Source organism: Streptomyces sp. NBRC 109706, assembly GCF_000974485.1.
Classification (GTDB): Bacteria; Actinomycetota; Actinomycetes; order Streptomycetales; family Streptomycetaceae; genus Streptomyces.
Genome location: NZ_BBOM01000007.1, coordinates 515,820 through 530,631 on the forward strand (window position 1 = coordinate 515,820; position 14,812 = coordinate 530,631).

Sequence of the window (14,812 nt, forward strand, 5' to 3'; positions counted from 1 at the left end):
GGGGCCGACGTAACGTCGGCAGCGCGTCAGCCCTGGGTGTGGTGGGCCCGATGCCGTTCCAGAACGGCGCCGACCTGGGCGAGCAGCGTCTCCCGGTCCGGTCCGTCCCAGCCGTCGAACAGGAAGTAGCCGTCGACATAGGCCTCGGGCGTGAAGTCCTGGCCGAGCAGATAGGGGCTCAGCAGATAGAGCCCGGCCTCGCCCAGGTCGACGCCCTCGGTCTCACAGTGCTCCAACAGCCCGTCGGCGACGCGCCACCGATCGCCGTCGAACCACACCACGCCGGTGGCCAGCAGCAGTGCGTCCCCCGTCGCCGGATCCTCCAGCAGCTGGTTCTCATAGGCCTCGGTCCGGTCGCCGGCGAGCCGTCGCAGATCGTCGGGAACGCCGCCGTAGAAGGCGAGTTGCAGATCGAAGTCGTTGTCCGGGCCCGGCACGTTCAGATCGGACGTGTGCTCGTAGGTCAGCAGCAACGCCCGGCCGTCGTCGGCGAAGTACCAGATCACCGACTGCCCACCGCTGTCGTTGGTGGCATAACGGGTGGCCCCGTCGACGCGATAGCAGCGGGCCGGCGCCGAAGGGGTCGCATCGGTGCCCGAGAGGTCCGTGACGACGGCGGCCCGGCGGCGGAGTTCGGCCAGCGGGGTGCTGTTCAACGCGGTCAGGGTCTCGTCCTCGGTCATCACCATGCCAGGAACTATGTCGGATCGACCGGGGCGCGCGCCAACGCGCCCCGGCCACAGTCGAGTTCGGCCGCCCCTGCCGTCAGGAGAAGTCCAGCACCAGCCGGCCGCGCAACCCGCCCGCCTCCAGCCTGCGGTGCGCCTCGGCCGCCTGCTCGGCCGGCAGCACTTCGGCGACATGCAGCGAGAGGACGCCGTTCTCCACCTGCCGGCAGAGCGCGTCCAGCCCGCCGGTGTCCTCGATGCCCTCCGTCACCATCAACGGCCGCACCCGCACACCGCGTTCGGCCGGACCCGACCAGCCCCGCAGCTCCGCCAACGTCCCACCGTCGGCGACGGCCGGAACGACCTCGACGGTCTGCATCGAACCGTCCACCAGCCCCGGCACCCCCTCGGGCACCAACTCCCTTATCCGGGCCGCGACTTCCGGGCCACGCTCGACAATATGGTCGGCACCGAACCGGCGGACGCGTTCGACGTCCCCGGGCGCGGCGTCCGCGATGACGGTCAGCCCGTCGGCCTTGGCCAGCTCGACCGCGTACCCGCCGACGGCACCGGCCGCACCGGTCACGGCGACCGTCCCGCCGGCCGGCACCGCCAGCGCGTCCAGCGCCAGCCGTGCGGTCATGGCGTTCATCAGCAACGTCGAGGCGGCCGGGAAGTCCACCCCATCGGGCGCCGGCACCACCGAAGCGGCGGGCACCACCACCTGCTCGGCATAGGCCCCACCGTGCTCACCGGTGAACAGCACCATGGCGACCACCCGTTGCCCCACCGCCAGCCGATCGCCGACCCCGGGCCCCACCTGGTCGATCACCCCCGCGGCGTCCATCCCCGGCACGAACGGGCCCCGGCGGTCGGCCATCCGCACGGCGTGCCCCCCGGTCCGCAACAGCACATCCGTCGGATTCACCGCCGCCGCCCGCACCCGAACCCGCACCTCGCCAGGCCCCGCCACCGGCTCCGGCAGGTTCAGCACCCGCAGCACGTCGGGACCACCGAAGTCATACACACCGATTGCCTTCATGCCACCCCACAACTCCCCCCACCCGCCCCGCATTCCGCCCCTCCCGGAACGGTGGCGCACCAGCCCGCCGCGCTCCTCTTCGGCTTCGGTCAGGATGCGACGAGACGGCTGGTGAACCCGTCCTGGACGAGGGACGCGTAAGCGGCTCGCACATCCTCCGGGACGTCCTGCTTGATGGCGAACCCGAGCTTCGGGTAGTCGACCACCCGTTGCAGATCGCCCACCAGCATGTCCACGACGAGCTTCTCGTCGCCGATGCTCTTCACGTAGTCGTCGAACCGCAGCGGCTCCGAGGCGCAGACCACCTCGACCTCGGGCCACAGCTTGCGAGCGGTGGCATAGGAACGCCGCTCCATATAGGGCTTGGAGACCAGCAGCACCGACGCCGGGACGATCCCGGCCCCGGCCAGCACTTCGCGGGAGAGGCTGATGTTCTGCCCGGTATTGCCCGCGCGGGTCTCCAACAGGATCGCCTCCCCGGGCACCCCCAGTTCCAGCGCCTGCTCGCGGTAGTGCACAGCCTCCCCACGCGGAAAGCGGGCAGCCGTGGTGGGGCTGTTGCCACCGGTGAAGACAACCGTCGGAAAGAACCCGGCCCGGTACAACTCGGCGGCGAACGTGGCCACCCCCAGATCGTGACTCCCCAACCCGATCGCCACATCACAAGGCCGCACCTGATGCCCCATCTGGTGATAGTCCCAGATCAAGACGGCCAACTCCCGTTGTTCCTCCGTCACGGCCCTCTGCTCCCTGGTCGGACAACATTCGGTCTCCGAACTTGAATTTGGCCGAGCGACGACGACGGCAGCCGCGGAAGGCACGCCGATCATGGGCTTGGGAAGGCGTTCAGGCCGACGTGCCAGGGGAATGCCGTGCTGGAGTGAGACTGGACGAGGCGGCCGGTGGTCGCCTCGTCCGTTGTCGCGGGCCGCTGTCAGCGGACGGTGGTGAGGAAGGCCGTCCAGGAATCGGAGGAGAAGACGATCGCCGGCCCGGTCGGTCGCTTGCTGTCGCGAACCGGAACGGCGGTGGCGCGGTCGGGGCAGACCTCCAGACAATCTCCATTGCTGCCGCCGCTGTAGCTGGACTTGCGCCAGCCGGTGAGCGAAGAAGCGTCGGGGAGGGAGGTCGGTTCAGGGTTCATCGTGTTCCTCTGCAATAGCCCTGGTGAGGGCTAGGGACTCGCGTTGGGGCAGAGCGTCGCTCAGAGCGACATCGTAGGCCGCATGGCACCGTGCCAACAGGGCTGGGTCATCAAGGAGATGTCCCGACAGAACGCCCTCGGCATAGGCCACCGGGGCGGCGTCGGCGAAGCTCATCAGCATCAGCATGCCTTCCAGAAGGGCATGCGCGCCAACCGAGAAAGGAAGCACGTGGAGCCGGAGCCGTCCGGACTCCGCCAGATCCGCGACCTTGCGCAGTTGTTCGGCCATGGCCCGGCCTCCGCCCACCCTTCGGCGAAGCGCGCCCTCGTCGAGCACTGCCCACAGTACGGGCGCCTGCGCGTCTTCCAGGATGCGGCCCCGCTCCATTCGATTGACTACCTGCTGGTCAACCACCTCCGGCTGGTAGTTCGGCTGAAACGTCTGAAAGACCGCACGGGCATACGCCTCGGTCTGGAGCAGGCCAGGAATCAGCAGACCGCTGAACTGACGGATCTCCGTCGCCTGCTGTTGCAACTCAGCGGCCTCGGCGAAGTGGTCGGCGTACCGCTGGTTCAGGTCCTCCAGCCATCGGGAGAACCAGCCGTCGGTGTTCAACGCCCTGTCGATCCGCTTGGCGTCGTCGGGGTTGGGGAGGCGGCGACCTGCTTCGAAGTGGCTGATCAAGGTCGGTGAGCAGACCACTTCAAGGGCCAACTGCTCTTGGGTCATCCCGGCGGCGAGGCGGCGTCGGCGCAGCTCGTCGCCGTACTTCTTACGCAGTGTGGAGGGTTGTCGAACGGCCATCCGTGAATCTCCTAGCTGAACTCCCGTGCCTGACCCAGGTGTTGTCAGGCCATTTCCTCTGGTCAGCGTAGCGACCGATACACCACGCTGTGATCGAACCACCACGCAGCGGGATGACACATCCGTCTCCCGCCGCAGACCAGGAGCGCGAGAAGGATGGGTGAGCGGGATGACCACGCCAAGAGAGGACTCGGTTTCCTCGCCTGACATCGAGGAGAGCCGCCGGAAGCCGAACCCGAGCCCGACCCGCACGCGGAATTGCTCGCTCGGCTTCGGGCGCGGAACGCCGCCAGTGAGGTCAACTACCGGATCAAGAGCGGGGACGTGCCGTGAGTACCCCGGAGTTCGCCGTCGATGCGGACCAGCCGACGTTGTTCGTCATGGAGTGCGTGACCTGCGGGTTCTTCGGGCCAAAGGGGCAGGACGCGGAGGACGGGGCCGAGTGGGCCAGTCAGCACCGCGCGCTGCATCCGGATCACCTCGGCTACCGCGAACACATCACCCGCGCCTACCGGTTCGAGGCCGGTGACGTGGCATGACCGGGGAGCCGATCATCAAGGGTGCGGACTGGGTCCTCACCGACGACCACGGGCCCGGGGCGCCCAGCGGCATATACGGCGTGGAGTGCATGGCCTGCGAGGCCCGCTCGCCGCTCTTCGACGACGACGCGAAGCCCGTTGCGGTCTGGACCGTTCAGCACACCGCCCAACACCCGGACCACGACCTGTTTCTCGCGCGGGCGGAAAAGCACTGGCGCGTCGTGCGCCGCCGGCATGAGGACGAGAACCCGGACCCGCCGCAGAAGCCGGTGCTGGCGTTTCTGGACCGGGCGTTCGGGCCGGCGTTCGTCGGGCTGATGTGCCTGGGCACCGCCCTGACCGGCTACTTCATCTCCCTCAACTGATCAACAAGGACAAACAACTTCATGCTCATCACCTTCATGGTCCTGGCAACCACCCGGGACGGGCACCTGCTGATGGTCCAGGGCACAGACGGCTGGACGCTGCCCCACGGCACCATCCCACCCGGCCGCTGCCCCGTCCTCACCGCACGCGAAACGCTGATGGACACCACCGGCTACGACCGAGGCGTCACCGACGCCTACGCCATCAGCCTCACCCACCACCCCACCAACACCCTCACCTACGTCCTGGACGGCGGACACACCCCCACCATCCCCACCGGCGCACACAAACACCTCCCCACCAACGCCGCCTGGCTCCCCCTCCGCGAACTCCACGAACCACCCCCCATCATCCGCAACGCCCTCACCGCCGCCGCCCAACGACGCCGCGTACCCGTACTCATCAACGGCGAACGCCCCGACGCCGCCTACACCTAGAACAGAAACAGAGAAAAGCACATGGCACAGCAGACCGTCATCATCCTCGTCACCACCCGCAACGGATACGCCCTCCTCCACCGCGACCAACTGCCACAGGCCACCGTCCCCAACCACGGCGACCTCGCCCTCACCGGACAACTCACCCTCGCCCGCCAGACCGGCCACCTCACCGACATCACCCGCGCCTGGACCGTCCAACCCACCACCGCCCACGGCGAGTTGTGGGTACTCGACGGCGGAACGTTCAACACCGTCCCCGACGTCACCGAGGACACCAACCCCAACGCCCGCTGGGCACCCATCACCTCCCTCACCGACAACGCCGCCGTCCAGGAAGCCCTCGACGCCGCCAACACCGACATCAGCATTCAACTTCCCGCTGCCTGAACCTGATGTAAACGGCCGTCGGCCCCGAGGGGCCGACGGCCAGGGCTCGGTGGTCCGGGGCGTCAGCGCATGGTGATGACGTTGCCGGTGATCAGGTCGGCGTCGTAGGAGACGAGGAACGCGACGGTGGCCGCGACCTCCGCCGGGTTGGCGATATGGAAGTGGGACGAGCTGGCCCTGACGTAGTCGCGGACCTCGTCGGTGACCCAGCCGGTGTCGGTGACCGGCGGGTGCACGACATTGGCCGTGATGCCGTCGGGGACCAGCTCGACCGCGGCCGACATCGTGTAGTGGGTCTGGGCGGCCTTGGCCGCGCCATAGGAGACCTCGCCCGGGAAACCGAGGTCGCCGCCCGAGGTGAGGCCGACGATGCGGCCCCAGTCGGCCTCGCGGGCCCGGTGGCGGCGGGCGAGTTCGGCGATCAGCAGGGCCGGGGCGTGGGCGTCGACGGCGAACTGCTGGCTGATCGTCTCGTGATCGACCGGGACCGTGGTGCGACCGAACTGATCTGGTTCGCCGTCGAAGCGGAAGGTGTCCTGAACCCAGCCGGACGCGTTGTTGATCAGAATGTCGACGGGGCCGAGCAGTTCCTCCGCCGCGTCGAAGATCCGGGCCGGGGCGGTGGGGTCCCTGAGGTCGGCCTCGAAGGCCGCGGCCCGACCACCGCGATCGCGGATCTCCAGGGCGACCTCCTCACCGGACGAGCTGGGGTCCCTGTGGAAACCGTCCTTCCGGTGGGCGTGCCTGCCGGCGGGTTTGCCGTCCTCCTCGTCCTCGGCCCGCAGATAGGCGCAGAGCACGGCGATGTCGTTCCTGGCGAGCGTCTCGGCGATGGCGGCCCCGATGCCGTGGTTGGCGCCGGTCACGATGGCCACATGCCTGGGTGAGCTGTCCATACGGAAAGCCGTAGCATGCTTGCGCACGGTCACCAAGCCGATTTTCCGGCGCTGTTGACGCACGGCCGGGGTGGACACCAGGTGTCCGGAGACGGTGCGGCCCGGCGGGTCGGGTGCCGGCGGGGCCCGTGCCGGCGCGGTGCCCCGCGCCCGGGCACGCCCCGCAGCCCCTCGGCGACCGCCCGCACGCACGGGTAGAAACAGCAGGTCAGGGTGGGTGTACGTTCGTACACCCGAGGTGTACTCTCGGCCGGGTGACGGACTACTTCGCCGGGGATTCCCGCACCCAGCACGAGCGGATGCTCGCCGGAGACCTCTATATCGCCGACGATCCGGAGATCCTGCGGGCGCAGCAGCGCGCCGTCCGCCTGGCCGCCGAGTACCAGGCTGCCTATGCCACCGATATCGAGGGCGCGCAGCCGATCATCCGCGAGTTGATCGGCGATCTCGGCGCGGAGGCGCACATCAGGCCACCGCTGTTCGTCGACTACGGCACCTATGTCTCCGTCGGCGACCGGACCTTCATCAACTACAACTTCACCGCGCTCGACGTGGCGAGGATCACCATCGGGCAGGACTGCCAGATCGGCCCCCAGGTGCAGTTGCTGACCCCGACCCACCCCCTGGAGCCGGGGCCTCGGCGCGACAAGCTGGAGGCGGCCAAGCCGATCACCATCGGGGACAACGTATGGCTCGGCGGTGGCGTGATCGTGCTGCCCGGCGTCACCATCGGCGACAACTCCGTGATCGGCGCCGGGTCGGTCGTCACCAGGGACATTCCGGCCGATGTGCTCGCCCTCGGCAACCCGGCCAAGGTGATCAGGCCGCTCCAGGACGACACCACGGCCATAGGAGACCCGGGACACGGGGCGGGCTGATGGCGATCGGGCAGCACGATCCGGACCGGCGCGAGCGGATCATCGAGGCCGCGTTGGAGCTGATCGCCGAGCAGGGCGTCGCCGGCACCTCGCACCGTAAGGTCGCCGCTCGCGCCGGCGTGCCGCTGGGCTCGATGACCTACCACTTCAACGGCATGGACGAGCTGCTGCGCGAGGCGTTCACCCGTTTCTCGGACACCGTCGTGGCCGTTTTCGAGGCGCGTCTCGGTGCCGCCGGCGGCATCGAGGAGGCCCGCGAGGCGGTCGCCGATCTCGTTCATCATCTGTCCAGCGGCGACCAGGGCAACCAGCGGGACATCGTCCTCACCCATGAGCTGTACACGCTGGCGGCGCGCGAGCCGGCCTTTCGGGAGCTGACCCGCGCCTGGATGAGCCGCAGTCGGCGGGCCCTCGAATGGCATTTCGATCCGGCCACCGCTCGCCAGCTCGACGCGCTGATCGAGGGGCTTTCCATCCACCGCGCGCTGGAGACCGAACCGCATGAACGCGCGCTGACCGTCGAGGCGATCATCCGGATCACCACGCCCCCCGCCGGATAGAGCGCCCGAGCGCCCTCCCCCACACCCCCGAGCCCCGCCTGCACCTCGCACGCCCCGAGAGAGATCGCCATGCCCCGCACCACGCCCGACCGTCCCGTCCAGGCACGGCTCGCGGTCGCCGCGCTGTTCTTCGTCAACATCACCACGCCCCCCGCCGGATAGAGCGCCCGAGCGCCCTCCCCCACACCCCCGAGCCCCGCCTGCACCTCGCACGCCCCGAGAGAGATCGCCATGCCCCGCACCACGCCCGACCGTCCCGTCCAGGCACGGCTCGCGGTCGCCGCGCTGTTCTTCGTCAACGGCTTCGTCTTCGCCAACGTCGTCCCGCGCTATCCGGAGATCAAGTCCGATCTCGGCCTGTCGAACGCCGCGTTGGGCACCGCCATCGCGGCCATGCCGTTGGGCGCGCTGGTGTTGGGGTTGGCGGCGAGCCCGTTGATCAGACGGTTCGGGTCGGCGCGTACGGCGGTCGTCGCCCAGCTGCTGGCGGGGGCGAACCTGCTGCTGGTGGGCACGGCGCCGCATTTCACGCTGCTCTGCACGGCGATGTTCCTGGCCGGTTCGCTGGACGCGGTCACCGATGTGGCGATGAACGCGCACGGGATGCGGGTGCAACGTCGCTACGGGCGGTCGATCCTCAACTCCTTCCATGGGCTGTGGAGCGTCGGCGCCGTGCTGGGCGGCATAGTCGGGGCCGGGGCGGCCCAGTTGGAGATCGCCCTGGTCGTCCATCTGGCCGTGATCGGGGCGCTGGCCGTGGTCTGCGCGCTCACCACCCTCAGGTTCCTGCTGCCCGGGCCCGAGGACTCCGAGCGCGGCCCGGCCGCCGAGGGGGTGCCGGTCGTCGCCGGCCGGCGGGCGCTGTCCCGGCCGGTGCTGATCGCGTTCGCGGTGCTGGGGCTGATGACGGCGGCCACCGCCGTGGTCGAGGACGCGCCCAGTTCCTGGGGGGCGAACTATCTGCAGAACGAGTTGAGTTCCAGCCCGTTTGTCGGCGGTCTCGCCTTTATGGCGTTGCAGGGCGCGCAGACCGTCGGCCGGCTGCTGGGCGACCGGGTGGTGCAGCGGCTCGGGGACCGTACGACGGCCAGGGTCGGCGGGCTGCTGGTGCTGGTGGGCATGGGGGTGGCGCTGCTGTGGCCGTCCGTCGCCACCACGGTGGTCGGGTTCGCGCTCTGTGGTCTGGGCATCGCGACGCTGATCCCGGCGGCCTTCCACGCGGCGGACGAGATCCCGGGGTTGACGCCGGGTGCGGGCATCACGGTGGCTGCTTTCCTGCTGCGGATCGGGTTCCTGGTGTCGCCGCCGATGATCGGTCTGATCGCGGACGCCGAGTCCATTCGGCTCGGTCTGGTGTTGGTGCCGGTCGCCGGCGTGGTGATCCTGCTGACCTCGGGCATCCTCGCGACCAGGCCGTCGGGCGACACGCCCACGGCGCCGACGAGCACCATCGAGGCGGCGTCCCGCACCTGAACGCCGCCTCTCCTGAACGCCCCGCGCCGAGACGCCCCGGGCCCGAGACGCCCCGCGCCGAAACGCGCCGGCGTCGCCGAGGCGGCGCGGGCAGCAACACGACGCGGGGGCCCCAGACATAGGGCACAGACATAGGGTCACTCGCCCCCGCCCTCGACGATCTTCGGAACCGGAACTCGCGCGTGACCTGCGACGTTGCGATGATCTTTGCGCGCGCCATAGACAGCGCATCCCGCTGGGTCTATAAAACGATCCCATGTCTAGGTCATGCCCCACGCTTGACTTCCTCCCCCTCGTGGACGAGGGGGGTTCCTACGGCTCGCGCCGTGGGGGTTTCTGCTTCGACGCCGACTGCCCGCCCGGAGTACTCCGTTGAGGTCTTACACCAGCTCCACAGACAGACACCGTCAGCCCGACGGCCAGAACGTTGTGGGCCGCGTTCACGTCCCGGTCATGAGTCGCCCCGCAACCGTCGCACGTCCAGACACGGACGTGCAGCAGCATCTCGCTCCGCACGGTGCCGCAGGTCGAGCACAGCTTGGAGGAGGGAAAGAAGCGATCGACCGCGATCACTTCCCGCCCGTACCAGGCCGCCTTGTACTCCAACATGCCCCTGAACTCCGACCACGCCGCGTCCGAGATGGCGCGGGCCAGCGAGTGGTTCCGCACCATGTTCCGAACCGACAGGTCCTCGATCACGATCGTTTGGTGTTCACGAACGAGTCGAGTGGTCAGCTTGTGCAGGTGATCACGCCTGCGATCAGCGATCCGGGCATGCACCTTGGCGACCTTGCGGCGGTCCTTGGCACGGTTGGCCCCCTCCCCCTTGGCCTTGCGGGCCAGCCGCCGCTGCGCCTTGGCGAGACGGGCACGATCGCGGCGCTCGTGCCTGGGGTTGGTGATCTTCTCGCCGGTGGAGAGGGTCAGCAGGTGATCCAGCCCGACATCGATACCGACGGCCGTATCGACCGTCGGGAGCGGCGCAAGGGTCGGGTCCTGGACCAGGATGGACACGTGCCAGCGTCCGGCCGGGTCCTGGGAGACGGTCACCGTGGACGGGGACGCGCCCTCGGGCAGAGGACGGGACCACACGATGTCCAACGGCTGATCCATCTTCGCCAGGGTCAGGCACCCGTCTCGGAACCGGAACGCGGAGGCGGTGTACTCCGCCGACCTCCGCGACCTCTTCCGCGACTTGAAACGCGGGTACCCGGCCCGCTTGCCGAAGAAGTTGCTGAACGCCACCTGAAGATGCCGCAGCGCCTGTTGCAGCGGGACGGAGGAGACATCGTTGAGGTACGCGAACTCCTCGGTCTTCTTCCAGACCGTCAGCATCGCCGAGGTCTGGCCGTAGCTCACCCGCTCCTGCCGACCCCACGCCTCCGTACGCGCCGCAAGAGCCAGGTTGTAGACCTTCCGCACACATCCGAAGGTCCGCGACAGCTCCACCGCCTGCGCATCCGTCGGATAGAAGCGGTACTTGAACGCCCGCTTCACATGGGTGGCCTTCACAGCTCACATGATACTGAATCAAATCACGACAATCCGCCGGTAGTTGCTGGTGGACGCCGGTCCGCCCCGACGGCGAACCGGCTTTCCCTGCCCTGCTCCGCAGGAGCTGCGTTTCCTCCCCCGGCTGAAGCCGGGGGAATCCACGAAAGAGTCCCGATGAGCGATATGCCGTCGGCGGCTCAACAGCCGCTGCGGGCATACCCGTTGGCGGAGCGCCGCCCGGTCCGTCCCACCGCGCGTTCCGTCCCTCGTCCGACCGTCCGTCAGCCTGCCCGAGGAGAAGACCGACGTGAAGCTCCAGACCACCAGGCTGGCCGGCGTGCTCGCGCTGACCGCCGTCCTGCTCACCGCCTGCGCCGACGACACCGGCGGCAGCGGTGAGGGCACGATCGGCGTCGACTACCCCAGGTCCGACACGGACTTCTGGAACTCGTACATCGACTATGTGCCCCAGTACGCCGAGGAGTTGGGGCTCGACATGAAGACCACCAACTCGGGCAACGATGTCGCCACCCTGACATCCAACGTCCAGACGTTCATGAGTCAGGGCGTCGAGGGCGTGGCCATCGCGCCGCAGGACACGGCGGCCGTCGCGCCGGTGCTGCAGTCGCTGGCCGAGCGGGACATCCCGGTGGTGACCGTGGACACCAGGCCCGACGAGGGCGAGGTGTTCATGGTGGTGCGCGCGGACAACCGCGCCTATGGCGAGCAGGCGTGCCACTACCTCGGTACCCAACTGGGGGGTGCGGGCAAGGTGGTGATGCTCCAGGGCGATCTGGCCTCGATCAACGGCCGGGACCGCACCGAGGCGTTCAACGAGTGCATGGCGGCCGAGTATCCCGATGTCCAGGTGCTGGGCGAGGCCACCAACTGGGACGCGGCCACGGCGGCGCAGAAGCTCCAGACCACGTTGATCGCCAATCCGGATGTGCGGGGCGTCTACATGCAGGCGAGCTTCGCGCTCACCGGCACGCTCCAGGTGTTGGAGCAGCTGGACATGGCGGTGCCGCCGGAGGATCCGAACCATGTGTTCGTGATCTCCAACGACGGCATTCCGCAGGAGCTGCAGCTGATCGGCGAGGGAAAAATCGACGCCACGGTGTCCCAACCGGCCGATCTCTACGCCGAGTACGCGCTCACCTACCTCCGGGCGGCGCTCGACGGGGAGACCTTCGAGCCGGGCCCGACCGACCACGGCAGCGTCATCGTCGAGGTCAGGGACGGCCTGTTGGAGGACCAGCTGCCGGCGCCGCTGGTCACCAGGGACGGCGGAACGTACGGCGGCGTGGAGAGCCTGAAGTACGACGACGCGTCCCTGTGGGGCAACAACATGGGCTGACGCCCGTCAGCACGGTTCGCGCCGGAGAGGCGCGCGTTCAGGCCGGAAAGGGGTGAGCGGTGCGGGACGAGGAGCGGGTGCGGGTGACGGCCGACGAGCGGAGAACGTTCGCGGTGCGGGCCGTCGGGGTGAGCAAACGCTATGGCTCGACGGTGGCGTTGGACCGGGCCGGGGTGGCGGTCGCGACCGGTGAGACCCATGCGCTGGTCGGGCGGAACGGGGCCGGCAAGTCGACGCTGGTCTCGATCATCACCGGCCTGAACAGGGCGGACGAGGGCGAGATCAGCTTCGACGGCGAGCCGGCGCCCCGACTGGCCGACCGGGAGGGCTGGCGGCGCCGGGTGGCCTGCGTCTACCAGAAGTCCACGGTGATACCGGGGTTGACGGTGGCGGAGAACCTTTTCCTGCACCGGCAGCCCACCAACCGCTGGGGCGCGGTGCGTTGGCCGACGCTGCGGCGGCAGGCGCGGGAACTCCTGGACGAATGGGGGGTGGAGGCGGACGTCCACCAGCTGGCACGTGATCTCACCGTGGAGCAGCGGCAGTTCGTGGAGATCGCGCGGGCGCTCTCGGGCGGCGCGCGGTTCATCGTGCTGGACGAGCCGACGGCGCAGCTGGACGCGGCGGCCATCGCGCGGCTCTTCCGGCGGATCCGGGACCTCCAACAGCTGGGCGTCACCTTTCTGTTCATCAGTCACCATCTGCAGGAGGTCTACGACCTCTGCGACACGGTGACCGTGTTCAGGGACGCGCGGCATATCGTCACCGCGCCGGTGTCCGAGCTGGGCAAGCACGACCTGGTCGCCGCGATGACCGGGGAGGACGCCGCCGGGTCGGGGCATCTGCGGGAGCGGCGCGGCTCTCCGCCGGCCGACGCGTCGCCGGTGCTCACCGTGGCCGAACTCACCCTCGGCGACCGCTATCGCCAGGTGGGATTCACCGTCGGGGGCGGCGAGATCGTCGGCCTGGCGGGGGCGGCGAGCAGCGGACGGATCGAACTGGCCGAGACCGTCGCCGGGTTGCGGGCGGCGGACGCCGGCACGGTCGAGGTGGCCGGGCGCCGGCCCCGTCCCGGCGATGTGCCGGCGGCACTGGCGGCCGGCGTCGGCTTCGTTCCCGAGGACCGCCACCACCAGGGCCTGGTGCCCGAGATGTCGATCGGCGACAACACGACGCTGACCGTCCCCGAACGCCTGGGTCCCGGCGGCCTGTTGGACCCGCGCCGGCGGGACGCGCTGGCCGGGGAGATGATCCGGCATCTCGCGATCAAGACGCCCGGCCCCTCGATGCCCGTCTCCGGTCTTTCGGGGGGCAACCAGCAGAAGGTGGTGATGGCCAGGGCGCTGGCCAACCAGCCGAGGCTGCTGGTGCTGATCAACCCGACCGCCGGGGTCGATGTGCGGTCCAAGGAGTTCCTGCTCGGCAAGGCGGAGGAGGTGGCGCGCTCCGGCACCGGCGTGCTGATCGCCTCCGACGAGTTGGACGATCTGGCGCTCTGTGACCGGGTGTTGGTCATGTTCAAGGGTCGGCTCGTCGCGGAGTTCACCGCGGGCTGGACGGACAACGAGCTGGTCACCGCCATGGAAGGGGTATACGCCGATGTCTGAACCCGTTCTCGCCGACCGTCCCACGGGCGAGGTGGGGGCCGGCGGCCCCGGCTCCCCCCGGCTGTTGGGCGGCCGGATACCGATCGCCAGACTGCGGGAGTTCGCCCTGGTGCCGGCGATCGTCGCGGTGGCGATCGCCGGCTGGATCGTCGATCCGGTCTTTGTCCAACGACAGAACCTGATCAACATCCTTCAGACCATGTCCGAGATCGCTCTGCTGGTGCTGGCCCAGGCACTGGTGCTGATCGTTCGGAAGATGGATCTCTCCCTGGAATCGACCATGGGGCTGGCGCCCGGGGTCGCGGCCTGGCTCACCGTGAGCGAGGCGGGACAGGGTCTCGACCTGCTGCCCGGCGCCCTGTCGGTGCCGATCGCGCTGGCGGTCGGGGTGGCGATCGGCCTGGTCAACGCGCTGCTGATCGTCCGCTTCGGGCTCAGCGGCTTTATCGTCACCCTGGGCATGCTGATCATGCTGCGCGGCATGCTCACCGGGATATCCGGCGGCCAGACGTTCTTCCAACTGCCCAGTTCCATGAGCTACTTGGGCACCACCAAATGGGCGGGACTGCCGGCCTCCGTCTGGCTCTGCCTGACGCTGTTCGCCATCGGGATCTTCGTCCTCGGCTACACCGGCTTCGGCCGCTCGCTCTACGCCATCGGCGGCAACGAGGACGCGGCCAGGGCGGCCGGCATCCGCACCCGCCGCACCGTCGCCATCGTGTTGATCGTCGCCGGACTGCTCGCCGCCCTCGGCGGACTGCTGCTCTCCGGACGACTCGGCTCCGTCGCCGCCGCCCAGGGCGACGGCGCCATCTTCACGGTCTTCGCCGCCGCCGTCATCGGCGGCGTCAGCCTCAGCGGCGGACGCGGCAGCCTCTTCGGCGCGTTCACCGGCATCCTGTTGCTCTTCATGATCCAGAACGTCCTCACCCTCGGCGGCGTCCCGGCGGAGTGGATCGACGCCCTCAACGGCTCGATCATCCTGCTGGCCCTCGTGATGTCCCGCATCACCAGTGGAAAGGCGCAGGATTAGCGCGGCGTCCGGAGCCGGGACACACCGCCCGCGAGGCCACTGTGCGGGGTCGAAGTCGGCTTGTCCAGAGGCGTCACAAGTTGAGTAAAGGTTAAGTAATGTCGCAGGTGGGGGGCCTGAAAT

General features: G+C 69.1%; 17 protein-coding genes. 10 read left to right on the forward strand and 7 right to left on the reverse strand.

Annotated features, from left to right (window positions below):
- Positions 1-26: 26 nt before the first annotated feature.
- The 5 genes from AOM46_RS16550 to AOM46_RS16570 all read right to left on the reverse strand — a co-directional run bounded on the left by AOM46_RS16550 (position 27) and on the right by AOM46_RS16570 (position 3,659).
- Positions 27-689 carry a hypothetical protein gene (locus AOM46_RS16550; RefSeq protein WP_078856882.1) on the reverse strand — a complete coding sequence of 221 codons (663 nt, stop codon included), beginning with the start codon at positions 687-689 and terminating at the stop codon, positions 27-29.
- Positions 690-765: 76 nt separating this feature from the next.
- Complete coding sequence (locus tag AOM46_RS16555; protein WP_062212073.1) at positions 766-1,710, reverse strand: zinc-binding dehydrogenase; 945 nt, start codon at positions 1,708-1,710, stop codon at positions 766-768.
- Between the two features lie 89 nt (positions 1,711-1,799).
- Entirely contained in the window at positions 1,800-2,396 is a 597-nt protein-coding gene (locus AOM46_RS16560) for a YdcF family protein (protein ID WP_370592731.1), read from the reverse strand.
- 248 nt (positions 2,397-2,644) lie between these two features.
- On the reverse strand, positions 2,645-2,854 hold the full coding sequence (locus tag AOM46_RS16565; protein ID WP_062212078.1) for a DUF397 domain-containing protein: 210 nt from the start codon (positions 2,852-2,854) through the stop codon (positions 2,645-2,647).
- Entirely contained in the window at positions 2,844-3,659 is an 816-nt protein-coding gene (locus AOM46_RS16570) for a helix-turn-helix transcriptional regulator (RefSeq protein ID WP_062212081.1), read from the reverse strand. Before AOM46_RS16570 ends, AOM46_RS16565 begins: the two co-directional genes overlap by 11 nt.
- A gap of 329 nt (positions 3,660-3,988) precedes the next feature.
- Between AOM46_RS16570 and AOM46_RS16575 the strand changes: the two genes are divergently transcribed.
- From AOM46_RS16575 to AOM46_RS16590, 4 genes are read left to right on the forward strand one after another with little or no spacing between them, the layout of a single operon-like run.
- Positions 3,989-4,198, forward strand: a complete 210-nt coding sequence (locus AOM46_RS16575; RefSeq protein WP_062212084.1) for a hypothetical protein — start codon at positions 3,989-3,991, stop codon at positions 4,196-4,198.
- Positions 4,195-4,563 carry a hypothetical protein gene (locus AOM46_RS16580; protein WP_062212087.1) on the forward strand — a complete coding sequence of 123 codons (369 nt, stop codon included), beginning with the start codon at positions 4,195-4,197 and terminating at the stop codon, positions 4,561-4,563. Before AOM46_RS16575 ends, AOM46_RS16580 begins: the two co-directional genes overlap by 4 nt.
- Before the next feature lie 21 nt (positions 4,564-4,584).
- A complete protein-coding gene (locus AOM46_RS16585; protein ID WP_062212090.1) occupies positions 4,585-5,001 on the forward strand; it encodes a hypothetical protein in 417 nt (138 codons plus the stop codon).
- 21 nt (positions 5,002-5,022) lie between these two features.
- Positions 5,023-5,391, forward strand: coding sequence for a hypothetical protein (locus tag AOM46_RS16590; protein WP_062212093.1), 369 nt, complete (start codon positions 5,023-5,025; stop codon positions 5,389-5,391).
- A 62-nt stretch (positions 5,392-5,453) separates the two neighbouring features.
- Here the strand turns inward: AOM46_RS16590 and AOM46_RS16595 are convergent, their stop codons facing one another.
- Complete coding sequence (locus AOM46_RS16595; RefSeq protein WP_062212095.1) at positions 5,454-6,287, reverse strand: SDR family oxidoreductase; 834 nt, start codon at positions 6,285-6,287, stop codon at positions 5,454-5,456.
- A gap of 254 nt (positions 6,288-6,541) precedes the next feature.
- Here AOM46_RS16595 and AOM46_RS16600 point away from each other — a divergent pair, with 254 nt between their 5' ends.
- From AOM46_RS16600 to AOM46_RS16610, 3 genes are all read left to right on the forward strand, one after another.
- The gene (locus AOM46_RS16600; RefSeq protein WP_062212098.1) at positions 6,542-7,165 is read left to right on the forward strand and encodes a sugar O-acetyltransferase; all 624 of its coding nucleotides are present in this window, start codon (positions 6,542-6,544) and stop codon (positions 7,163-7,165) included.
- The gene (locus AOM46_RS16605; RefSeq protein ID WP_062212101.1) at positions 7,165-7,725 is read left to right on the forward strand and encodes a TetR/AcrR family transcriptional regulator; all 561 of its coding nucleotides are present in this window, start codon (positions 7,165-7,167) and stop codon (positions 7,723-7,725) included. The genes AOM46_RS16600 and AOM46_RS16605 overlap by 1 nt, the downstream gene beginning before the upstream one ends.
- A 231-nt stretch (positions 7,726-7,956) precedes the next feature.
- The gene (locus AOM46_RS16610) at positions 7,957-9,198 is read left to right on the forward strand and encodes an MFS transporter (protein WP_062212103.1); all 1,242 of its coding nucleotides are present in this window, start codon (positions 7,957-7,959) and stop codon (positions 9,196-9,198) included.
- A gap of 312 nt (positions 9,199-9,510) precedes the next feature.
- On the opposite strand, the gene AOM46_RS16615 is transcribed toward AOM46_RS16610, so the two are convergent.
- Positions 9,511-10,710 (reverse strand): RNA-guided endonuclease TnpB family protein, encoded by a 1,200-nt coding sequence (locus AOM46_RS16615; protein WP_062212107.1) that lies wholly within the window; start codon positions 10,708-10,710, stop codon positions 9,511-9,513.
- A 289-nt stretch (positions 10,711-10,999) separates the two neighbouring features.
- Here AOM46_RS16615 and AOM46_RS16620 point away from each other — a divergent pair, with 289 nt between their 5' ends.
- Genes AOM46_RS16620 through AOM46_RS16630 form a run of 3 tightly spaced genes read left to right on the forward strand, consistent with a single transcriptional unit; the run spans position 11,000 to position 14,689 of the window.
- Entirely contained in the window at positions 11,000-12,049 is a 1,050-nt protein-coding gene (locus AOM46_RS16620; protein WP_062212109.1) for a sugar ABC transporter substrate-binding protein, read from the forward strand.
- A 59-nt stretch (positions 12,050-12,108) separates the two neighbouring features.
- Entirely contained in the window at positions 12,109-13,656 is a 1,548-nt protein-coding gene (locus AOM46_RS16625) for a sugar ABC transporter ATP-binding protein (RefSeq protein WP_062212112.1), read from the forward strand.
- Positions 13,649-14,689, forward strand: a complete 1,041-nt coding sequence (locus tag AOM46_RS16630; RefSeq protein ID WP_062212113.1) for an ABC transporter permease — start codon at positions 13,649-13,651, stop codon at positions 14,687-14,689. The genes AOM46_RS16625 and AOM46_RS16630 overlap by 8 nt, the downstream gene beginning before the upstream one ends.
- Positions 14,690-14,812: the final 123 nt, after the last annotated feature.

What these genes read in the sequence shown, in the direction of transcription:
- AOM46_RS16605 (WP_062212101.1), top strand. Translation starts at nt 7,165, where the DNA reads ATGGCGATCGGGCAGCACGATCCGGACCGGCGCGAGCGGATCATCGAG.
- AOM46_RS16555 (WP_062212073.1), bottom strand. Translation starts at nt 1,710, where the DNA reads ATGAAGGCAATCGGTGTGTATGACTTCGGTGGTCCCGACGTGCTGCGG.
- AOM46_RS16630 (WP_062212113.1), top strand. Translation starts at nt 13,649, where the DNA reads ATGTCTGAACCCGTTCTCGCCGACCGTCCCACGGGCGAGGTGGGGGCC.
- AOM46_RS16580 (WP_062212087.1), top strand. Translation starts at nt 4,195, where the DNA reads ATGACCGGGGAGCCGATCATCAAGGGTGCGGACTGGGTCCTCACCGAC.
- AOM46_RS16595 (WP_062212095.1), bottom strand. Translation starts at nt 6,287, where the DNA reads ATGGACAGCTCACCCAGGCATGTGGCCATCGTGACCGGCGCCAACCAC.
- AOM46_RS16550 (WP_078856882.1), bottom strand. Translation starts at nt 689, where the DNA reads ATGGTGATGACCGAGGACGAGACCCTGACCGCGTTGAACAGCACCCCG.
- AOM46_RS16590 (WP_062212093.1), top strand. Translation starts at nt 5,023, where the DNA reads ATGGCACAGCAGACCGTCATCATCCTCGTCACCACCCGCAACGGATAC.
- AOM46_RS16565 (WP_062212078.1), bottom strand. Translation starts at nt 2,854, where the DNA reads ATGAACCCTGAACCGACCTCCCTCCCCGACGCTTCTTCGCTCACCGGC.
- AOM46_RS16610 (WP_062212103.1), top strand. Translation starts at nt 7,957, where the DNA reads ATGCCCCGCACCACGCCCGACCGTCCCGTCCAGGCACGGCTCGCGGTC.
- AOM46_RS16560 (WP_370592731.1), bottom strand. Translation starts at nt 2,396, where the DNA reads ATGGGGCATCAGGTGCGGCCTTGTGATGTGGCGATCGGGTTGGGGAGT.
- AOM46_RS16585 (WP_062212090.1), top strand. Translation starts at nt 4,585, where the DNA reads ATGCTCATCACCTTCATGGTCCTGGCAACCACCCGGGACGGGCACCTG.
- AOM46_RS16570 (WP_062212081.1), bottom strand. Translation starts at nt 3,659, where the DNA reads ATGGCCGTTCGACAACCCTCCACACTGCGTAAGAAGTACGGCGACGAG.